General features: G+C 41.7%; 14 protein-coding genes and 1 pseudogene. 8 read left to right on the top strand and 7 right to left on the bottom strand.

Annotation, left to right across the window (positions count from 1 at the left end; all coding sequences use genetic code 11):
* Positions 1 to 2 precede the first annotated feature (2 nt).
* Together WBM49_RS06455 and WBM49_RS06450 are read right to left on the bottom strand one after the other, a co-directional pair.
* Positions 3 to 2,075, bottom strand: coding sequence for a PorP/SprF family type IX secretion system membrane protein (locus tag WBM49_RS06455; RefSeq protein WP_424371239.1), 2,073 nt, complete (start codon positions 2,073 to 2,075; stop codon positions 3 to 5).
* Between the two features lie 8 nt (positions 2,076 to 2,083).
* Entirely contained in the window at positions 2,084 to 4,339 is a 2,256-nt protein-coding gene (locus WBM49_RS06450; protein WP_424371238.1) for a gliding motility-associated C-terminal domain-containing protein, read from the bottom strand.
* Between the two features lie 233 nt (positions 4,340 to 4,572).
* On the opposite strand from WBM49_RS06450, the gene WBM49_RS06445 reads away from it, so the two are divergent.
* Positions 4,573 to 6,258 carry a glutamine--tRNA ligase/YqeY domain fusion protein gene (locus WBM49_RS06445; RefSeq protein WP_424371237.1) on the top strand — a complete coding sequence of 562 codons (1,686 nt, stop codon included), beginning with the start codon at positions 4,573 to 4,575 and terminating at the stop codon, positions 6,256 to 6,258.
* A gap of 231 nt (positions 6,259 to 6,489) precedes the next feature.
* Here the strand turns inward: WBM49_RS06445 and WBM49_RS06440 are convergent, their stop codons facing one another.
* From WBM49_RS06440 to WBM49_RS06430, 3 genes are all read right to left on the bottom strand, one after another.
* Positions 6,490 to 7,422, bottom strand: coding sequence for an SPFH domain-containing protein (locus tag WBM49_RS06440; RefSeq protein ID WP_424371236.1), 933 nt, complete (start codon positions 7,420 to 7,422; stop codon positions 6,490 to 6,492).
* A 110-nt stretch (positions 7,423 to 7,532) separates the two neighbouring features.
* Complete coding sequence (gene gltX / locus WBM49_RS06435; RefSeq protein ID WP_424371235.1) at positions 7,533 to 9,044, bottom strand: glutamate--tRNA ligase; 1,512 nt, start codon at positions 9,042 to 9,044, stop codon at positions 7,533 to 7,535.
* 95 nt (positions 9,045 to 9,139) lie between these two features.
* Positions 9,140 to 10,183 carry an alkane 1-monooxygenase gene (locus tag WBM49_RS06430; protein ID WP_424371234.1) on the bottom strand — a complete coding sequence of 348 codons (1,044 nt, stop codon included), beginning with the start codon at positions 10,181 to 10,183 and terminating at the stop codon, positions 9,140 to 9,142.
* Between the two features lie 73 nt (positions 10,184 to 10,256).
* Here WBM49_RS06430 and WBM49_RS06425 point away from each other — a divergent pair, with 73 nt between their 5' ends.
* The 5 genes and pseudogenes from WBM49_RS06425 (at position 10,257) to WBM49_RS06405 (ending at position 17,610) form a co-directional block, all read left to right on the top strand.
* A complete protein-coding gene (locus WBM49_RS06425) occupies positions 10,257 to 13,658 on the top strand; it encodes a hypothetical protein (protein WP_424371233.1) in 3,402 nt (1,133 codons plus the stop codon).
* Positions 13,651 to 14,070 (top strand): annotated as a pseudogene (ybeY, locus tag WBM49_RS06420) (rRNA maturation RNase YbeY). Before WBM49_RS06425 ends, ybeY begins: the two are co-directional and overlap by 8 nt.
* 9 nt (positions 14,071 to 14,079) lie before the next feature.
* Positions 14,080 to 15,948 (top strand): tRNA uridine-5-carboxymethylaminomethyl(34) synthesis enzyme MnmG, encoded by a 1,869-nt coding sequence (gene mnmG / locus WBM49_RS06415; protein WP_424371232.1) that lies wholly within the window; start codon positions 14,080 to 14,082, stop codon positions 15,946 to 15,948.
* A 65-nt stretch (positions 15,949 to 16,013) separates the two neighbouring features.
* Positions 16,014 to 16,841, top strand: a complete 828-nt coding sequence (locus WBM49_RS06410; RefSeq protein WP_424371231.1) for a class I SAM-dependent methyltransferase — start codon at positions 16,014 to 16,016, stop codon at positions 16,839 to 16,841.
* Positions 16,842 to 17,103: 262 nt separating this feature from the next.
* The gene (locus WBM49_RS06405; RefSeq protein ID WP_424371230.1) at positions 17,104 to 17,610 is read left to right on the top strand and encodes an OmpH family outer membrane protein; all 507 of its coding nucleotides are present in this window, start codon (positions 17,104 to 17,106) and stop codon (positions 17,608 to 17,610) included.
* Between the two features lie 26 nt (positions 17,611 to 17,636).
* On the opposite strand, the gene WBM49_RS06400 is transcribed toward WBM49_RS06405, so the two are convergent.
* On the bottom strand, positions 17,637 to 18,035 hold the full coding sequence (locus tag WBM49_RS06400; protein WP_424371229.1) for a DoxX family protein: 399 nt from the start codon (positions 18,033 to 18,035) through the stop codon (positions 17,637 to 17,639).
* Between the two features lie 31 nt (positions 18,036 to 18,066).
* Positions 18,067 to 19,218 carry an ATP-binding protein gene (locus WBM49_RS06395; protein ID WP_424371228.1) on the bottom strand — a complete coding sequence of 384 codons (1,152 nt, stop codon included), beginning with the start codon at positions 19,216 to 19,218 and terminating at the stop codon, positions 18,067 to 18,069.
* A gap of 111 nt (positions 19,219 to 19,329) precedes the next feature.
* Between WBM49_RS06395 and WBM49_RS06390 the strand changes: the two genes are divergently transcribed.
* Both WBM49_RS06390 and WBM49_RS06385 read left to right on the top strand, forming a co-directional pair.
* Complete coding sequence (locus WBM49_RS06390; protein WP_424371227.1) at positions 19,330 to 20,523, top strand: phosphoglycerate kinase; 1,194 nt, start codon at positions 19,330 to 19,332, stop codon at positions 20,521 to 20,523.
* Between the two features lie 113 nt (positions 20,524 to 20,636).
* Entirely contained in the window at positions 20,637 to 22,226 is a 1,590-nt protein-coding gene (locus tag WBM49_RS06385) for a LysM peptidoglycan-binding domain-containing protein (protein ID WP_424371226.1), read from the top strand.
* Positions 22,227 to 22,462: the final 236 nt, after the last annotated feature.

The following is a 22,462-nucleotide window of genomic DNA, read 5'->3' as shown; positions in this document are numbered from 1 at the left end:
ACTTATGCAATTAGATTTGGGGTGACACGCATGATCCACATTTTGTCCTTATACGCGTCATTAATTTTGGAGTAGTAAGAAACCAAAGCGTTGTTCCAGCTATTGTGTTTTTTTAAATATACGTATCGGTATTTATTTTGTGGATTAATAAAGTAGCTTGCGCTTAATCCTCTGGAATTCAATAGCTTTACAAAACGTGAGGCGTTATTTGGGTTTGCAAAAACATTCGCAATGATATAGTAATCTGTGATTCCCTGAGCCAGGCCTTGTTCCTGTTCTTCTGTGGCATTGTTCGCGATATTATCCTGTACAACCACATTCTTCTGAAGCACATCCGTTCCGAATTTGGACGACTTTTCCTTGATTTTGTTTGTGTTGGCAACATAGGCGTCATTTCTATATCGATTCTCGATATTCATGATCCACAGATCGCCTTCATAATTTCCACCCATTTTAGTACGGTAGGCATCTTCGGCCTCTTTCCAGCTGTTGTATCTTTTCAGGTATACATATTTAAGTCCGTTATTCGGATTGTCTATATAGTTGGCAGGGAAGCCTTCACCGTTCATTTTATCCACGAACTTAGACAGGTAGTGCTCGTCCTTATATACATTTGCTACCACATAGTAGCCATCCTCAACACCTTGTAGATTACGGAATTTTCTACTCTTGACACCAGATGATGTCTGTGTAGAAGTAGTTTTTTTCTCTTGTTTGGTGCTTACTCTGGCAACGGCATCCCTGGTCTGTTCTTTTTGAATAACCGGTTCTGGTCTGGCCTCATTGGTCTTTCTTTGATTGAAATCCTTAGGATCTACAGTTTGTTGGGCCAGTGCGGACTTGTCGTTGTTTATAAAGTACATCTCTTTGGCCTTTTCCTCAAGCTCAGGACGTTCCCCGCTGGTTTCTCTTCGGACCATGCGCATAACGCGCTCAAACCTGTCTTCCAGATCTTTTTGACGATTGTTTTCTAGAGAATCTTGCCTGTACATTAATTCGGCCAGGATGGCATCGTTTTCAGTAAGACGACGTTTGAGCTCTGCAATTTCTCTATCCTTTTCAGTAATGGATTCTTCAGTAAGCAGTTCATCTTCTTCCTCATTTTGAGCTAGGACCTCTTCACTATCTTCCAACATTACCCTGTCTTCTGTGAGGTTTGGGGTAATGGAGTAAGCAAAGGAGATTTCATGGGTAAGTCCAAAATTGTCGAAGGTGTTAGACAGGCCTTTTTCCATGGTATACCCTATGGAGATCCGCTTGTTGAGATTAAAGCCAATACCTGCAGAAGCACCATAAAAACTATCGTATCCTCCCTGCACCCATCCTAGTTTTGGAAGATCCAGGATAAGATTACCCCCCAACACAAAGTCGTCCTGCCCTACCTTTCTTGCACGGGCAAGAGGCATAAGTCGGGCATTTTCCATGATCCCACTTGCATTTTCAAACTGATGGGTATATTGTAGGTGACCGGAGAATGTCTTGTCCTGAAAATCGGAAACAGATTCATTGGTTTTAAGATTGTAATCGAACAGATTTTCAGCAAAAAGACCAAAATCAAATTTCCCATAAGACAGGTTAAAACCGGGCTGAAAAGATATTAGGGAAACATCCTGAAAGCCATTTAATAAAGGATCTATTTCTATGGGGTTTGCCCTGTTCTCATCAAAACCGCTATTGTAGTAAGAAAAGTTGGCACCAAACGTAAAATTACTCTTATCACTAAGTTTTATTCCGTAGGCATAATTAGCAAGCACCCCATAGTTACTTACGATCCCTTCTCTTTGGGTGTACAAACTCAATCCGAGTCCGGTGCGGTCGTTCATCCTACCGCTGTAGCTTAAGAAATAGGTTTGGTTGTTATCGTCGAAAGTAACAGATTGGTTACGGTGTAATAGGTTGACGTACGATTTATTCTCCCTCACAGTTGAAAATGTGGGATTGATCAGGAACCGGTTAAACTTTAACAGGTTCTGAGAAGGCACGTCATAGGTAATGAAGGGATTCTCATCCTGGGCATGTAAACCCAGGGATCCCAACACACACAATAACAATAAAAGGAGTACTCTTGGTTTCATTGGTTTGGTTAACGTATAACGGTTATGGTACCTTGTTTTAAGACTTCCGAGGCATTTCTTATTTTATAGAAGAACACCATATTCTGTTTTGGGAACGAGGCGGAAGACAAAGGCCAGTTATTTTGATAATTAAATTCATTGATGATCTCTTCACCTTTTTCATTATAGATGATCACATTTACATCAGTTTTGTTCGAATATGAATTGGGAATGATCCATTGATCATTTATCCCATCACCATTTACAGTGATCACATTGGGCACTTTAAAAGTGTCCAGATATGAAACAGATATATTTCTTACCACCTGGCAATTCCCGATGGTCGCAATTAGCACAAAGTCTCCTGCTTCAGTAAAGGTCATTGAAGATCCTGTACTCATTTCTACATTATTGCTGTCTAACCAACTATAACTGGCACCTCCTGTGGCAGATATAGTTCTGGATCCACCTTCCGGAAAGACAATATCTGCAGCAGGATCCAGGCTTATAAGATTCTCATCCAGTGGATTTATTGCGATCTCATTAGAGGGTAATGGGCAGCCGTTTCGCATTAATACCAATTGGTATGTCCCTTGTTCGGTTACAGTAAGATCCGCCATGGTTACCCCCATATCTGTACCATTTCGATACCAAGCGTAGGTCTCTCCGCTTAAATTGGTGGTTGTACTAATAGTAATAGGTTCCGCAGGCCCGCAACTTACCAGTCCGGTACTTGTGATGGTCAAAGTCTCATTCACTAAAAGTTGAACAGAGAGCGCATTTGAACTGCTGGAATATGTGCTAATAGAACCATCTAAGGTATAGGAACCATTTTCTGATGGATCCGTTAAGCTTATAGAGCTATTGGTGGCTCCTGCAACATTGGCGCCGTCTAATTGCCATTGGTAGGAAAAGTCATTGATGATGGCCGAGGTAACATCGGTTCTGTTACCTCCAGCATCTACTGCATTGATAGTACTTACTTCAAGGGCGATACTTGTGCTTTCACAAGACATATAAGAGTTGGCGTAGTCTACAATCAGTTCAAAAGAAGCGGGCGTAACCACAACGGTACTCTCTGAATCTAAAGAAGTAGAAGCGCAGGCACCACCACTTAAGGTAACCCTGGCAAAATACGTACCTGTTTGAGTGTCGTTCACTACCAGGCTTGAAGAGGTAGCCCCACTCACCGGATTACCATCCCTAAACCACTGGTAGGTTGGCGCTGAAGCACCTGTACTAACACTTAAAGTAGAGGTTTGTCCTGGCAACAATACAATGTTAGCAGTATTGTCTCTGGTAACCGTAAAGTTACCCGCGTTGGTGATGGTCAGGGCCGCTGAACGCTCCACACAGGCTCCTGGCCCAAAGATCTCAAACTCATAATCGCCTTCAAATCCGGGATTTGAAGCGTCTACCGTATAGATATAATTGTTAGACGCCGGGATCACCGCGCCGTTTTGATACCAGGTATATGTTAAGCTGGGATTGTTGATGTTCGCTTCCAGAGGCATGGTCTCCCCACTGCAGAGATCTGTTTTGGCAGGAGGATTAATGGCTATGCCCAGACTAGTGCCCGAGGTAACATCTATTAAATTGGATAGGGTGTTCCCGGATCCGGAACAAGCACCGTAATCTATTTCAACATTGTACATGCCGGAAGAACTTACCGTAATAGATTCTGATTTTTCAGATAGTGGCGAGCCAGACATATACCAATTATACTGAAAGGTATCTGCATTGGCTAAACCATATACTTCAAGGGTAATAGAATTTCCATCACATACCTGGGCAGTTCCATCGCCAAAGTCGGATTGGCCCTGTTGTCTGATGGTGAGTCCACTATTAACGCCAATGTAGTACATAGGGTAAGGCACAGAGGCAGGGCCGGTAACAGCCGGACTAGTACTTCGAACCCGAAGACGGTAGTTTTCTCCCCTTGTATCAACAGGAACCGTGAATTGCATATAGAAATCGAAAACAAGATTCTTGGTCCCATCCCTGGCCAGTTCAACCGGACTGCTAAAGTTGCCGTCGGCATCCGAGAGCTCAAGTACAAATTCGTTATCAGTGTTCACCATAGGAGGATTCCAGGTAAATTGAACCCAGTAATCATTAAAACTGCCAGAAGCACAAGCCCTGTTCCAGGGAGTGGCACCGGCAGGGGGCGTTTGGTTTGGCGCTGCCTCTGGTGCATTAAGCACCTGGGCATGCATACTACCCAGACCCAGTAGGAAGATCGGTAGCATCATAAACCGTACGATGTAGAATAATTTTGTTTTCATAAGCGGGTGTAGTTTTGGGGGACTACAGCGGTGGTATCTCAATCTCAAACCACCAGTTTTTCTCATCCCATTTAGTATTCTGTAACAAATATGTCATATAAATGCTGCCGCAGGAATTTAATGTTGTAGGGCTATTTAAATATGTTGTGAAATGGTACTATTTGTATGGATAGGCTTTTTTATGGGCCTTATACTCCCATTTTTCATACCTTTGCAGCTTCAAAAAGCCAGTCATGAGCGAAGAAAAAAAAGCGCTGAATTTTATAGAACATATTGTGGAGGAAGACCTGTCTAAAGGATTTCCAAAAAAGCAATTGCGTTTCCGTTTTCCACCCGAACCCAATGGCTATTTACACATAGGCCACGCGAGTTCTATTTGCCTCAATTTTGGTCTTGGATTACGATACAATTCCCCTGTAAATTTGAGGTTCGATGACACCAATCCGGCTAAGGAGGAAAAAGAGTACGTAGATGCAATAAAGCGAGATGTGGAATGGCTTGGATACATTTGGGAGAATGAATGCTATGCCTCAGATTATTTTCAGCAGTTATATGATTGGGCCATTCAGTTGATCAGGAATGGAAAGGCCTACGTAGATAGCCAGACATCAGAAGAAATGGCAACACAAAAGGGAACCCCTACGGAACCGGGTGTGAATAGCCCTTTCAGAGAGCGCAGTGTGGAAGAAAATCTGCGTCTTTTTCAGGAAATGAAAGAGGGAAAATTCCCCGAGGGAAGTCATGTGCTAAGAGCTAAAATAGACATGGCCTCCACCAATATGCTTATGAGAGACCCTATTATGTACAGGGTATTGCACAGGCCTCATCATCGCACAAATACCGATTGGTGTATTTATCCTATGTACGATTGGACGCATGGGGAAAGTGATTATATTGAGCAGGTGTCACATTCCTTGTGCACTCTTGAATTTGCACCTCATCGGGAACTATATGACTGGTTCTTAGATCAGGTCATTGCAGACGACAAGATACGTCCGAAACAACGCGAATTTGCCAGAAGGAACCTAAGCCATACGGTGGTAAGTAAAAGAAAACTTCTGCAATTGGTAGAAAATAATGTGGTAAGCGGATGGGATGATCCAAGAATGCCTACCATATCCGGACTCAGAAGAAGGGGGTATACGGCAGAATCTATTCGGAATTTTGCAGATACCATTGGGATCGCTAAAAGGGAGAACCTGGTAGATGTTTCCTTGCTTGAATTTCATGTTCGGGAACATTTAAATAAAATTGCACCCAGAGTAATGGCGGTCTTGGACCCTATTAAAGTGGTGATTACGAACTATTCAGAAGACAATACCGAATGGTTGAAAGCGGAAAATAATCCCGAAGACGAGTCCGCTGGCTATAGAGAAGTACCTTTTTCAAGGGAACTGTATATAGAGCAAGACGATTTTAAGGAAGAGGCCAACAGGAAATTCTTCCGCTTAAAGCTGGGAGGTGAGGTCCGTCTTAAAAATGGGTATATCATTAAAGCAGAGAGTTGCACCAAAGACAGTGAGGGAAAGGTCACGGAGATACAGTGTAGCTATGATCCTAAAAGTAAAAGTGGCAGCGGCACAGAAGAAAGTCTCCGAAAAGTAAAAGGAACCCTTCACTGGGTGTCTGTTCCTCATGCTTTAAAGGCAGAGGTGAGGTTGTATGACCGACTTTTCACGGACGAGGCGCCAGATGCTCATAAGGACAGGGAATTTATGGAATTTGTAAATCCGGATTCCTTACAACTTATAACTGCATATGTAGAGCCCAGTTTAAAAGACGCACAGATAGAAGATCATTTTCAATTTCAGCGCCTTGGATATTTTAACGTAGATTCGGATTCCACCCCAGAGAAGTTGGTTTTTAACAGAACCGTTCCCCTGCGAGATACCTGGGCCAGGATTCAGGAAAAATCGTAATATAGAGGATGTCTATTATTTTTATTATAACAATAAGTATATATAATTATAAATCGGTCAATTAGGAGAGTTCTAAGCCATTTTTACGGCATGAGAAGGCAAATGCCTGGCTCGTTGATCGAAATCTCAAGGGAGGGCGTCTAAAGAGAATAACTTCGTTTTGAAGACACATCCAATAAAAAACCCTGACGTTTGTAAAACGTCAGGGTTTTTAACTTTAATGAGAAGTGCCTACTTCTTTGTTTTCGGCTTAGGATTATCTTTTTTCATGGCCTCTCCTATCATATTACTGGCTGTAAAAGATGCTACCATATTGTTGAGCATGTCACTTCCGGCTTGTGGTGAGTTAGGCAATAAAATCAGATTGGTGTTGGTTTCCTCACCAATAGCCTGTAAGGTGTCGTAATGTTGTGTCACCACGATTAAAGCAGATGCTTCCTGTGAATTAATACCCACTTTGTTGAGCACTTCTACAGATTCTTCCAGGCCTCGGGCAATTTCCCTTCTTTGATCTGCGATCCCCATTCCCTGTAAACGCTTACTCTCGGCTTCCGCTTTTGCTTTTTCAACGATCAGGATACGCGCGGCATCTCCTTCAAATTGTGCTGCGATCTTTTCTCTTTCAGAGGCATTAATACGGTTCATGGCCGCTTTTACCTGAGAATCGGGATCAATATCCGTCACCAGGGTTTTGATGATGTCGTATCCATAGTCGAGCATCGCATCTTGTAATTCGCTTTTCACGGCATTTGCAATATCATCTTTTTTCACAAATACATCATCGAGTTTCATTTTAGGAACCTCTGCCCTGACCACATCAAAAACATAGGAGGTTATTTGTTCATGAGGAAAATCTAAAATATAAAAAGCCTCATACACCTTGCTTTTGATAATCACGTATTGTACGGACACCTTCAATTTTACAAATACATCATCCAGGGTTTTAGTTTCAACGATCACATCTAATTGCTGAATCTTTAAACTCACCCGCCCTGCTATCTTATCCACTAAAGGAATCTTCATCTGTAATCCTGAATTCCGGATGCTTTGGAATCTCCCAAAACGTTCAATGATGGCTGCCGATTGTTGTTTTACGACAAAAAAGGACATTAAAAGAACTAGGAGTGCTAAGAAGAAGATTGGTATTAAAACAAAATTTCCCATTATTATTGATTTAGTTAATGATTTAAAAATATGTGTTCCTAATTGGTCGGAATTTTTACCGGTTTGTTACACCCTTTTCTTATATAATTTTGGTGTGCTGCGTCAATATATTAAGATAATCGGTCTAAAGCAATCTGAATTCTGTTTAGACTTTCTTCTTTCCCAAGCAAGGAAAGAATATCAAATAAATGAGGCCCTTTAAGATCCCCAACAATCACCAGTCGCAATGGCGCCATTACCGCACCAAAGGAAATTCCTTCCGCAGCGATCCATTGTTTTACGGCGGTCTCTAATGTATCCGATTCAAATGAAACCTGAGTTATTAACATCTTTTGCAGCTCCCCAAGAACGCTTGGGGTACTCTCTTTCCATTGTTTTTTAACAGCCTTATCTTCATACTGCTGGGGCGCAAAAAAGAAATATGAACTCAGATCCCAAAGGTCATTGACAAAATCGGCGCGTTCTTTCACCAAAGACACCACCCTGGTTACATAATCCAAATTCACATGTGACGCCAAATCAACATTCTTGTTATTTACAATGGGATAAAATAGTGCTGCTATTTCTGCATCAGATTTTTGTTGCAGGTATTGATGGTTATACCATTTGGTTTTATCCGGATCAAAACGCGCTCCGGAATTGTGGACGCGTTCCAGCGTAAAAGCATCTACTAATTCCTTTAAGCTATACAGTTCTTTGTCATCTCCGGAATTCCATCCGAGCATCACCAGGAAATTAACAACAGCTTCCGGAAAATATCCCGCTTCCCTATATCCCGTAGAATTTCCCCAGGAGAGCGGAAAGACCGGGAAGCCCATTTTTTCTCCGTCTCGCTTGCTTAATTTACCTTTGCCGGTGGGTTTCATAATTAAAGGCAAATGCGCAAATACCGGAGGTTTCCAGGCAAACGCCTCATAAAGTTGACAATGCAGCGCTAAGGAAGGTAACCACTCTTCGCCTCTGATCACATGACTGATCTCCATTAAATGATCATCCACAATGTTTGCCAAATGATAGGTAGGCATCCCATCACTTTTAAACAAAACCTTATCGTCTAATAATGAAGCGTCTATGTGAATCTCTCCACGGATTAGGTCGTGTAAGACTACATTTTCCTGATGCGGCGTTTTAAACCTGATTACATGATCTTCGCCTGCTGCTATTCTATTCTGAACCTCTTCTTTGGATAAGGATAGAGAATTGGAAAGCTTTTCTCTATTGTGCCAGTTGTAGATAAAGGTCTTGCCTTTTGCCTCGTGATCGTTACGGTGAAGCTCTAAATTTTCTGGAGTATCGAAGGCGTAATATGCCTTGCCGTTTTCCACCAGTTCTTCCGCGTATTTTTTATAAAGATCTTTGCGCTCACTCTGACGATACGGACCAAAACCTTTTTCTTTCCCCGGGCCTTCATCAAATGGGATATTACACCAGTTTAGGGCATCAATAATATATTGTTCGGCGCCTTCCACATAGCGTTGCTGATCTGTATCTTCAATTCTCAGCAGAAAAGAGCCTCCGTGTTTTTTTGCAAATAAATAATTAAATAAGGCCGTACGGACCCCGCCTATATGTAATGGCCCAGTAGGACTGGGAGCAAACCGAACGCGTACATTGTTGTTCATCCAAAATTTCTTAAGGAAACAAAGATAGGCGGAAGCAGGCGAACCCCAAAAGGTTACGGCTTCAATTCCCTTGCTGCGGGAGACTATTTAATCTGTTATCTTATTTTCATAGGGGCGGGAATACGCTTGTTCATAATCCTGAACCACAAGGGAGGCATCAATGCAAGAACCATAGAAGTGGGATAGCCAAAAGGCATTTGCGGAGAATCCTCATAACAATCGAGTAGCTGATATTTTTTAGAAGAAATATAATGATGATCACTATGTCTGGTTAATTCATAAAGGATAATTCGCCCCAGGATATGATTGCTGTTCCAGGAATGTATCTCCTTTACCCGCTCATAACGGCCCGAAGGGAGTTTTAGGCGAAGCAGACCATAATGCTCTATATAGTTTACCGTTTCTAGTAATAAGAAACCTACAACAGCCGATCCAAGAGCGAATAAAAGCGTTGGGATATTAAATAAGAACAGGATCAGCATCAAATACCCAAACTGCAACACCAGATACCAAAACATATCATTTTTAAAAGAGAAGAACGATCGTTTTTCCAGCGCTAATAATTTTAGTTGAATCTTCCAGGCTTTTGCGATTTGTCTGCTGACCGAAGTGATCCAAAAGGAATAAACGGACTGGTTGTATCGCGCTGTGGCAGGATCTTCTTTTGTGGCAGCGTGAACATGGTGCCCAAAATTATGTTCAATGTAGAAATGCATGTACAAAGAAGGAAGCAGCAGCAATTTTCCCAGAAAACGTTCCTTTGATTGTTGTCTATGCCCCAGCTCATGGCCAACATTAATACCGTTGGTGCCAAGTACAATCCCAAGAGAGAGGATGAATCCTATTATTTCATAAGACGCATAGGCGTTCTGTGAAAAGGACCAGAAATAGTAGAATAGTAGACCGTAGACAATGGGAAGATTAGCGTAAAGCATCCAGTCAAACACCTTGTTGACCTTTCTATTTTCCCTGGTTGCAGCGTCGTAGTTCTCAGCGTCCAGAGGCAGAATGATTTCCAGTACCGGAATAATTACAAAGGCATAAACGGGCGTTAAATAACTCCATATACCTCCATAATAAATACTTAGCACGGCAGAAACAGGAATACTCAATGCTGCCAGGTATTTTAAATCCTTCATAGTAAGCTTTTTAACAAATTTTTGACCATCAATTATGGCATATCCGGTATCTTGGTATTAAATATAGGAGATTTTGGATAGTTATAATAGCATTCTACATAAACTGTCGGCTTTCATTACCAAGTACTACACCACCCAAATAATTAAAGGGACACTGGTATTTATGGCCTTGGGATTGTTGTTTTTCTTGTCAGTAATGTCCCTGGAATACTTCCTTTGGATGGGCTCAACTGCCAGGCTTATTTTATTGCTGGTGTTCTTTACAGGAGTAACACTATTACTTATTCGATATGTAATCATTCCCTTTGCGTATTTATTCCGAATAAGAAAAGGACTCAACTTTAAACAAGCATCAGGGATCATAGGGAATCATTTCCCCGAAGTAGGCGATCATCTGATCAATCTTTTAGATCTGGCCGAAGACACACATCAGACAGAATTATTGTTGGCCAGTATAGAACAGCGTTCTAAAAGGCTTTCTCCCATTTCATTCAATAAAGCGATCGACCTGCGGAAGAGTTTAAACTACGCAAAGTATATCGCAATACCGGTAGTGATCATCGCCTTAATCGCCGTTGCGGGTAAATTAGATGCTTTTTTTGGCTCCTATAAACGGGTGGTTAATTATGACGTCGCCTATGAGAAACCTGCTCCATTCAGGTTTGTGCTGCTAAATGGGAACTTGGATGTGCTTCAATCAGAATCATACACGCTTAATATTGCCATCGAAGGCGAAGTTCAACCAGAAGTGGCCTATATAGTACTAGATGGAAAAGAGCGTTTATTACAACAAGACAACGGACAGTTTTCATATACTTTTAAGGCACCCATACAGACACAGGATTTTTACCTGACCGCCAACGACATAAGTTCCAGACAGTACCAATTAACTTCATTGGCAACACCTTCTATTCAGGAATTCAAGACTATTTTAAGATATCCTGCCTATACACAGAAGAAGGCCGATACCTTGTTAGGAACCGGAAACGCAGTGGTACCTGAGGGAACTAGTGTTACATGGCAGATCTCAAGCCAGCAAACAGATCGGGTAGATTGGATAAGCGCTGACACCACTATGGCGTTTATAGTTTCTGACGGGCGCTATGGTTTTTCTAAAAGGGTTTTTAAGGATGTAGAATATGAAGTAACTACCTCAAATGAGAATGTGATGCATTATGAGCGACTCAAATACCGGATTGGAGTGACCAAGGATGCGAGTCCTTCCATCAACGTAGAAGAGTTGCGCGATTCTACATATGGAGGAATCACCTATGAAGGCAATACCAGTGATGATTATGAAGTAAGCAAGGTAGAATTGGTCTATTATACTGATAATGAGGATAATAAAACAACTTCTGTGGAATTGGCGCGGCCCGAGGCCCGCGATTATCGCTTTTACTATGACTTTCCATCGGGTCTGAACCTGGAAAAAGGAAAGGCGTATTCTTATTATTTTCAGGTTACAGACAATGATGTTTTGCATAACGGGAAGGTGGGAAGAAGTCAGATTTTCACAACAGAGATCCTTAATGAACGTCAGGAAAAAGAGCAATTGCTTAAGGATCAGAAGAAACTGCTGCAAGAGTGGGATGGGGCATTAGATAAATTTCAGGAACAGGAAAAGGTCCTGAATAACCTGGAGCGCGAACAAAAAGAAAAAAGCGTATTGAGTTTTAATGACCAAAGGGCGATAAAGGATTTCCTTAAACAGCAGCAACAACAGGAGTCTCTAATGGAAAAGTTTAGCAAGGAGCTAAAGCAATCAATAGATAAAGCAGCGCAAAATGACCCTTTGTTAAAAGAAAGATTGGAACGGCAGGAGTTAGAAGCTCGCAAGAATGAGAAATTACTGGAGGAACTTCAGAAAATAGCAGATAAGCTTAATAAAGAGGAAATGGCCGAACGGCTCGAAGAAATAGGGAAAAAGCAACAAAATAGTAAGCGTAATCTAGCTCAATTACTAGAACTCACTAAACGATATTACGTAACAGAGAAGGCGAATCAGCTTGCTAAAGATTTGAATGAACTATCAGAAAAACAGGAACTCTTGTCTAAGTTAGGACAGGAACAAGATTTTAATGTAAAGGAACAAGAGAAGATCAATACGGAATTCGATTCTATCTCAAAAGGCCTTGATGAACTTAGAAGTGCGAACAAGGATCTGAAAAAACCATTAGAAATAAACACTTCTGAAAAAAAGGAGGAAGAAGTAAAGGAAGAGTTACAGCAAGCGAAAGAGGAGTTAAATAAACAGCAGGGAAATGAGGAGGCTTCGGAAGGACAGGAGAAACAAAAGGCGGGGGATAATGCCAAAAAGAAGCAACAATCCGCAGCCAATAAAATGAAACAGATGTCGGAGGCTCTACAGCAATCGGCAATGTCCGGTGGAGGTTCCTCCATGGCCGAGGATGCAGAAATGTTACGACAGATCCTGGATAATCTGGTCATTTTTTCATTTAAACAGGAGGCGCTGTATGACCGCTTACAGGAGCAGGGGACAGAAAATGGGTATTATACGAATGTAGTGCGCGAAGAGCAACAATTAAAAAGTTTGTTTGAACATGTAGATGACAGTCTTTTTGCTCTTTCCTTAAGACAGGTAGAGCTGACAGAATTCGTAAATGAGCAGATCACAGAGGTGTATTTTAATATAGAACAATCACTAAGTAGTTTATCAGATGGGCAAACGTATCAGGGTTTGTCTTATCAACAGTATGTATTAACGGCTGCCAATAATCTAGCAGACTTTCTAGCAAATACGTTAAGTAATATGCAGCAGTCCCTGAGCAAGGGGAAAGGCAGCGGTCAGAAAAGTGAAGGTTTCCAACTCCCGGATATCATAAAGGGGCAAAATAGCATTCAGCAGGGGATGGAGGGTTTGAAAAATAAGGGGGAGAAGGGAAAGGAAGGAGAGCAGGGAGAAAATGGTAAAGAGGGCGATACTGGGGAAAGTAAGGAGGGTAAAGGTAAGGAAGGGAAGAATGAGGGAAAAGAAGGCACGGAAGGAAATGGAAACGAAGAGGGCGATGGGAATAGAGGCATGGATCTGAATGAAGAGGAGTTGAGAGAATTATATGAAATATATAAAGAACAACAAGCAATACGCAATAAGCTGGAGGAACAATTAGAGAACTTTATTCAGGAGTCAGATAAACAACTGGCTAAAAGACTGGCAAAGCAAATGGAGGATTTTGAACGAGATCTTTTGGAAAATGGGATCACGCAGAGAACGATGGACAGGGCAAACAGGATACAGCAGCAGCTGCTAAAACTTGAAAATGCGGCTATGGAACAAGGGATGAAAGAGGAAAGAGAAAGTAGTGAAGCTAGAAGTAAATACGGCAGACCGTTGGTTACGACAGAGAAGGATAAGAATACAGAAGAAGGACAATTGGAATTATTACAAAGACAAGTATTACCTTTGCAGGAATTTTATAAGCAGAAGGCTAAGAAGTACTTTAAAAAAGATGATTGAATTTGTATATGAAACTGATTTTCAGATCGATGATCAAAAGAAATAGACCGATTGGTTAACTAAGCTGGCGGCATCAGAGGGATATATCGCTGAGCAGATTTGTTACATACTAAGCTCTGACGAAAAGGTGCTGCTGATTAACGAAAAATATTTAAAGCATACGGATTATACGGACGTAATTACTTTCGATTATACAAGAGGGAAACAACTTCAGGGGGATGTTTTCATATCAATAGATAGAGTTAAGGAAAATGCCCTGTTGTTCAAAACGGGAACCGATGAAGAATTGAGGCGCGTAATGGCTCATGGGATGTTGCATTTAATGGGTTATAATGATAAGTCAGTATTGGATAAGGAAGAAATGAGACGCAAAGAGGACGAAAAATTAAAGATGTTCCACGTGGAACAATAGAAGAGAGCTATGTTCGAGAAAGAATATGATGTAATTGTAGTAGGTGGGGGTCATGCAGGAGCGGAAGCGGCCGCAGCGTCGGCAAATATGGGCTCTAAAACCCTATTGGTTACCATGAATTTGCAAACAATCGGGCAGATGTCTTGTAACCCGGCCATGGGGGGAATAGCTAAAGGACAAATAGTTCGGGAAATTGATGCCCTTGGGGGTTATAGTGGATTGGTTTCGGACAAGTCGGCCATACAATTTAAAATGCTCAATAAGAGTAAAGGCCCAGCTATGTGGAGTCCAAGAACACAAAACGACCGAATGCGTTTTGCTGAAGAATGGAGACTGGCTTTAGAAAGGACGCCCAATGTAGACTTTTATCAGGAGATGGTAATGGGCTTGTTGGTAAAAGGCGAGAAGGTTGTAGGTGTGCGAACCTCGCTGGGAATTGATATTAAGTCGCGTTCTGTGGTTCTTACGAATGGAACTTTTCTCAATGGACTTATTCATATCGGGGAAAAGCAGTTTGGTGGAGGTAGAGCAGGTGAAAAGGCCGCTACTGGTATCACGGAACAATTGGCAACATTTGGATTTGATTCGGGAAGAATGAAAACGGGTACTCCACCACGGGTGGATGGGAGATCTTTGGATTATTCAAAAATGATCCTTCAGCCGGGAGATGCCATCCCAGAGAAATTTTCGTATTTAGATACCCCCTCACTGATGATACAAAGGGATTGTCATATGACCCATACGTCCAAAGAAGTACATGAATTACTAAAAGAAGGTTTTGATAGGTCCCCTATGTTTAATGGAAGGATCAAGAGTATAGGGCCAAGATATTGCCCGTCTATTGAAGATAAGATACACAGGTTTGCTGATAAAGAAAGCCACCAGATCTTTGTAGAGCCAGAGGGGTGGGATACCGTAGAGGTCTATGTAAACGGTTTTTCAACTTCGCTGCCGGAAGACGTCCAGTTTAAGGCACTTAGGTCCGTAAAAGGTTTTGAAAAAGTAAAATTCTTCAGGCCTGGTTATGCTATAGAATACGATTATTTCCCCCCTACTCAATTAAAGCACACCCTTGAAACTAAACTTATTGAGAATCTCTATTTCGCCGGGCAAATAAATGGTACAACCGGTTATGAGGAAGCCGCTTCCCAGGGCTTGATGGCTGGGATCAATGCTCATTTAAAGATACATGAATTACCTCCTTTTACCTTGCAAAGAGATGAAGCGTATATAGGGGTGCTAATAGACGATCTTATCACCAAGGGTACAGAGGAACCTTATCGTATGTTCACTTCCAGGGCGGAGTATCGCACCTTGTTGCGACAAGATAACGCAGATCTTCGATTAACTCCTAAGGGATATGCGTTGGGGCTGGCTACTGAAGAACGTTTACGAAGAATGCAGGAAAAGGAACAGAAATCGGATGCTTTTATAGACTTTTTTAGAAATACTAGTTTCTCCCCGGACGATATTAATCCAATCCTGGAGGAAGTAGCTTCAGCACCTGTAAAGCAGGCAGATAAAATGTATAAGGTTTTTTCCCGTCCAAATGTAACCATGGGCCATATGATGCAACTTGAGGAAGTAGCGAACTATGTTGAAACACATGAGCTAGGCAGGGAAGTAATGGAACAAGCGGAAATCCAAGTTAAATATTCGGGTTACATTACGAAGGAGAAGAACAATGCAGATAAATTGCAACGTCTGGAGAACATTAAAATACCGGAGGGTTTCGATTACTCTAAACTGAAGTCCCTGTCGTTTGAAGCGCGAGAAAAACTTCAAGCTATCAGGCCAGTAACCATTTCGCAGGCATCAAGAATAAGCGGTGTATCACCTAGCGACATTAGTGTGTTGCTTGTTTTTATGGGGCGCTAAGCTTGTTTGTTCCACGTGGAACAATTTATGCCTGCATATCTTTATATTTAATCCAATGAAAAAGAATGGAATTCTTTTTAAGAACTAAAGATCACGCCCTTACCCAGGAATCTTTTGACTTGCAGTACGATGCGGAACTTAAAATGCTTCAAACGGTTCCGAAACCCACGGAAATAGAAAAATATTATCAGGATGAGGCTTATATCTCTCATACCGATGGGAATCAAACCGCGCACGAAAAAATATACCAACTGGTAAAAAGATATAACCAAAAGAAAAAGGCATCCTGGATACAAAGGTACGCCAGGCAAAATGCCAAGGTCCTGGATGTTGGTGCCGGGACGGGGTCCCTGATAAAGTATTTACGAGACCAGGGCTGGCAAGCAGAAGGGGTAGAGCCCAACAAAAAAGCTCAAAATATAGCAAAGGATAAGGGGGTAGACCTCAAGAGCTCTTTGCATGATGTAGAAGAGAATAATTTTGATGTGATTACCCTGTGGCATGTATTGGAACATTTGCCAGATCTTGATAAGGCCATTTCAGACATTTCGAAAAAACTCAGAAGTAAAGGTGTAGTTTTTATTGCGGTCCCTAATTTCCGTTCCTATGATGCCCAGCACTATGGAAGCTATTGGGCAGCTTATGACGTGCCAAGACATTTATGGCATTTTTCTCAGCATTCAATTCAAACGATATTTTCCAGAAAGGGATTTAGCCTGCTTAAGGTGAAGCCAATGTTCTTCGATGCCTTTTACATAGCAAAGCTTTCTGAAAAATACAAGAAGGGGAATCATCAACTTTTAAAGGCATTATGGCATGGCCTGCGATCTAATTTCCACGGCTGGAGAACAGGAGAATACTCTTCCCTGCTATACATCTTGCAAAAGGAATAATTGCTCCTATAAGACTACCTAAGGCAAGATCTCACCCAGTAAAGCACTCTGGCCTCTAATTTCTGCAATCGGGCCCTAGTAATCTCTTTTTGTGTTAGTAAATAATAGTTTTGATCGATTAAAAATTAAATATATCATAAGAAATATCTATTATCTTAAATAGCTATTTTCATTTTATTGGGAGCCCCTTGGAATTTTAAATCAAAACTTCATAATTCTGAGAATTCCTTTCTTACTTTTGTCGCCTTAAATAAATATTCAAATGAAAAAGTTAGTACTGGCAGTAGTGATTTTAACGGCCGTGGCCTGTAAACAAGATAAAATTGCCTTTGTGGATAATATCCGCCTGATGGATGGCTATAAAGAGAAAATAGCGGTAGAAGCTCAATTTACGGCACAAAAATCGGCCTTTAATAAGAAACGAGATAGTATCTCGCAAGTTTTCCAAGCGGAAGCCCAGGCGATAGAAACACAGTTAAAAGGCATGTCGGAGCAAAAGGCCCAGGAAACTTATGCCATGCTGCAACAACGCGGGCAACTAATAGGACAGCAACTTCAGCAGGAAGAACAGCAAATGCAATTGCAGGGCCAGACGGAAATGGACAGTGTAATTCAGAAAGTCAAAAGAGAGATCAAAGCATTTGGCAAGGCAAACGGGTATACTTTTGTTTTGGGGGGTGGCGAAGGAGGCAGCGTACTGTATGGCTCTGAGGCCAAAGATGTGACGGATGAGATCCTTGCAGCTTTAAACAAGGACCCAAAAGAGTAACCAAGCTGTTCTAACTACCTTTACCGTTAGTTTTGTAGTAAAAAGACAAGGAATACTGCAGGAATAAGATAAATCACTATTGTTTTAGCGCCCACGTAGTCTTTGGCTATCCGCTGCCCAAAAAGCAACATTAATAAGGAAAGACAGGCCAATACGCTACCCGCGAAGGCAAAAGAACTTTCTCCCTGTAGCAAAATTTGAACGAAACCAATAGTGCTGAGAACACCAGACATAACCTCCATTACAAGAACCGTAAACAGCATTACGGGAACCGTATTCTTGAAAGGGGTCTTCAAAAAATGTCCCTTGAGCCAGTCCAGATTTCCCTTCCAATCTATAATTTTGTCTATACCGCTTTGAAGGAAGGTGATTATAACAAAAAGCAGCAGTAATAATTCTGAGATATGTTGGGTGATATTTTCCATAGACTTGTTTTTTTAATGGACGGCAGCCAATTTAGGCCGCTGCTCTGTGTAACAATCGGGTTAGTTTAATAGATAAATCGGTCAGTATAATTTTTGAATTGCCATTTCGCTCTACGTGATAAATTGCTTGTTCCAACTCCTCAATGATCCCCAGAATATTGTTCTCGTGAACATAGCTTGCAAATTTATCGAACTGAAAACCATCTACGTGCACTTTCATAAATGCCAATTCATTTACCTTATAGTTAATGAGCATGGCTTGCCTGAAGACGGCGATACAGTATTTTAAAAAGTTTTTTTGAGTTTCCCGCCCGGTTTTGGCCACCTCTTCACTCCACAAGATAAGTTCATGAATGGCACCTTTTTTTCCTTTGGCCATAAAGGCGCTTCGCACCCATTGAACAAACCATTTCTCAAAGATCAATTCCTCAGAATCCTTATTCATGAGTTCCAGGGCCTTGTTAAAGTTCCCATTAGACTCGTATGCCAAGCGCTGGGCCTCTTCTCGTTGCAACCCCATACCTATCAGAGCGGCTGTAATAGCTTCTTCTGGCAAAGGAGGAAAATGCAGCATCTGACATCTGGACCGTATGGTTTGAAGTATCTGTTCCTCGTCTTCGGCAATTAACAAGAAGATAGTTTTGTCTGGGGGCTCTTCAAGTAATTTTAGCAACTTGTTCGAGGCCGAGGTATTCATCTTTTCTACCATCCAGATGATCATGATCTTATACCCTCCTTCATAAGATTTTAAAGACAACTTCTTTACGATCTCAATCGATTCATCTACCCCGATCTGACCTTGTTTTTTCTCAATACCAATCACCCTGTACCAGTCGAACAAGCTACCATAGGGATCATCTTTTAGAAACTGTCGCCATTCTGTGAGGTAATGACTGCTTACGGCATGACTTTTCACAGTGTCTGAATTGGATACCGGGAACGCAAAATGAAGATCTGGATGAGTAAGCGCATTACATTTTAGATTACATACCTCATTTCCTGTATCGTTCTCACTTTTAGAATTCTGGCAAAGAATGTACTGGGCATATGCAATAGCGATTGGCAATGTGCCCGAGCCTTCAGGACCCACAAACAATTGCGCATGAGGGACCCGCCCAGAATCCGCACTATGGGTCAAGTGTTTTTTTATGTGGGAAAGCCCGATTATTTCCTTGAAAAGCATGAGTTCAAAGATACAGATTTTGAAAGTTAAGGAGCCCAAATTAAACAAAGTGATGACTTTACCTTCGTTCTTTTATTCTTTACATTTGTCTTTCTCATAATTGACAAAAAAATGAAGACCTTAGAAGATTTTAATTTCAAGAATAAAAAGGCATTAGTGAGGGTAGATTTCAATGTCCCTCTGGATGACGAATTTAATGTAACCGACACCAATAGGATAGAAGCCGCCAAGCCTACCATTATGAAAATATTGGAAGATGGGGGAAGTGCCGTTTTAATGAGTCATTTAGGAAGACCAAAGGGGCGACAAAATCAGGACATGTCCCTAAAACACATATGTAAAGCCGTAAGTGATATTATTGGGGTAGAAGTGAAGTTCGTTGAAGATTGTATTGGTGAAAAAGCCGTCCAGGCGGCACAGGAACTCAAAGACGGGGAAGTATTACTTCTAGAAAATCTTCGTTTTCATGCCGAAGAGGAACAAGGAGATAAAGCGTTTGCCCAGGCTCTTTCTGAATTAGGGGATATCTATGTAAATGATGCTTTTGGAACAGCCCATAGGGCCCACGCATCTACAACAATTATTGCTCAATACTTTCCGCAAAGTAAATGTTTTGGCTATTTGCTGGCTAAAGAAATAGAGGCAATAGAAAAAGTGATGCGCACCGGGGAAAAACCCGTAACAGCCATACTCGGTGGCGCCAAGGTATCATCTAAGATCACTATCATTGAAAACATCCTAGATAAGGTAGACCATCTCATCATTGGGGGTGGCATGACCTACACGTTTATCAAAGCTATGGGTGGAGAAGTAGGCGATTCTATCTGTGAGGATGACAAAATGGATCTTGCGCTGGAGATCATGGAACAGGCAAAGAAAAAGGGCGTTTCCATACATCTCCCGGTGGATGTGCTGGCTGCAGACAGCTTTAGCAATGATGCCCACACTAAGATTGTATCTGTGAAACACATTCCCAATGGATGGCAGGGGCTAGACGCCGGTCCGGAAACAATAAAAATGTTCGGCAAGGTGATCCTTGCCTCCAAAACCATTCTTTGGAACGGCCCGGTTGGCGTATTTGAAATGGAGAATTTTGCAAAAGGCACAATTGCCATAGGGAATTATATAGACGAAGCCACCAGAAACGGGGCATTTTCCCTTGTGGGCGGAGGCGATTCTGTAGCGGCTGTAAAACAGTTCGGTTTTGAAGATAAAGTTAGTTATGTATCTACCGGTGGTGGGGCCATGTTGGAGAGTTTGGAAGGAAAAACACTACCCGGTATCGCAGCAATATTAGAGGCCTGAAATCGTTATAAAAGTAGCGATCAACGCCCATTAAAAAGACTTGTGGGAGGATAATTTTATTCTTTCAGAAAAAAATCGCATTTTCGTTAATCCCCACGGCTTAAAGAAAAACTATGAAAGCATTTATAAAATGGTGGCTGCCTTGCTTCCTTATGGGATGTGCCCAATTTGTTATGGCACAAGAAGCCGATTCATTGATCGTTCAAAAAGGGATCAAAGCACAAGATTCTTCTTTACAAACGATCACCTTGAAAGACACCCTGATAAATATGTCTGAAGGGAATGCCACATTTTTTGTAAATCCGGATAAGACCGTGGCACTTACAGACCATCCCTTAGCTGCAAAGTATGATAGCATCTGGATGAATGAACTGTACACCAGTGCACAGTCTTTTGAAAGTATGTACGACGAAGTACTCAATGCAGAAAGCCCCTTACTGGATAGCATCACGATAGACACGGAAGTATTAAAACAACGGCTGGAAGCCCTGGATCAGAAAACACCTTTCAATATTTCCTATAATCCTTCACTGGAGTCCGTGATCAAATCCTTTTTGATCCGAAAAAGAGACCTGATGGAGCGCATGTTAGTGGCCAGTCAGTTTTATTTTCCCCTTTTTGAACAGGAACTAGACAACTACAACATTCCTTTGGAGATCAAATATTTGGCCATTGTAGAATCGGCCCTTAACCCAAGAGCAAAATCGCGCGTGGGAGCAACAGGTCTATGGCAATTTATGTACAGCACAGGTAAGATGTACGATCTGGATGTGAGCAGTTATGTGGATGAGCGAAGCGACCCAATAAAGTCGACCAAAGCAGCATGCCAGTACTTATCTAAATTATACGATATTTTCGGCGACTGGGATTTGGCCCTGGCCGCTTATAATTCCGGTCCGGGGAATGTCAATAAGGCGATCAGAAGATCGGGAGGATATACAAATTATTGGAACATCAGGCGAAATTTACCAAGGGAAACAGCAGGCTATGTCCCCGCCTTTTTAGCCACCATGTATTTGTTTGAATATGCCGAAGAACACGGCCTGAAATCAACCAAAGTTCCGCGACCTTATTTTGAAACAGACACCGTTCATATCAAAAGGCTGATCACTTTCGATCAGATCTCAAAACTCGTTGATGTTAGCGTAGAAGAGCTCACGGTCTTGAATCCTTCCTATAAATTGAATATAATTCCCAATATTCCCGGAAAGGACTACGTGCTGCGTTTACCAAAAAGCGAAATTGGCAAGTTTGTCACTAATGAAGAAGCTATTTATGCCTATGTTGAAGAGGAATTAAAAACACAGGAGGTTCCATTGCCCGAATTAGTGAAAGCTGAGGAACGGATACGTTATCGAGTGAGAAGTGGAGACTATCTTGGGCGAATAGCGGAGCGGTATGGTGTGCGGGTAAGTCAGATTAAGGATTGGAACGGACTTCGCAGTAATGATCTTCGGGTTGGACAGCGTTTAACGATCTTTCCAAGAAAACCCTACATAGCCAAAGCAGCATCGGCTAAACCGTCTAATACGCTGAATAACAGCAGTATAAAGGTACATACTGTCCAAGAAGGAGATTCGCTCTGGACCATCTCAAAAAAATATCCCGGAATTACTATTGAAAATTTACGAGAATGGAACGGTATTAGTGGTAACAATTTGATGCCGGGCACAAAATTAAAACTTTGTGCATGTTCATCATAAAATGCCGAAACTAAACTAAGATTTAGCCTTCGGTTTAGAATAAACCTGACTCAAAGATCAATGAAACACTTATTTACACTACTATTTGTCCTATTACTTTTATTTTCTTGTGATGACGGACCTAAAAAATCCTATAAGCCCGCTTCTATAGGAGCTATTAATACCGTAGGGGTAGTCATTAGCAATGACCTATGGGAAGGCCCTGTGGGGGATAAGTTACGTGAGTATTTTGCCGC

This window comes from Muriicola sp. (genome assembly GCF_049669965.1).
Classification (GTDB): Bacteria; Bacteroidota; Bacteroidia; order Flavobacteriales; family Flavobacteriaceae; genus Muriicola.
The sequence above is the reverse complement of the archived record's forward strand: the minus strand, read 5'-3'. Positions and strand labels throughout refer to the sequence as shown.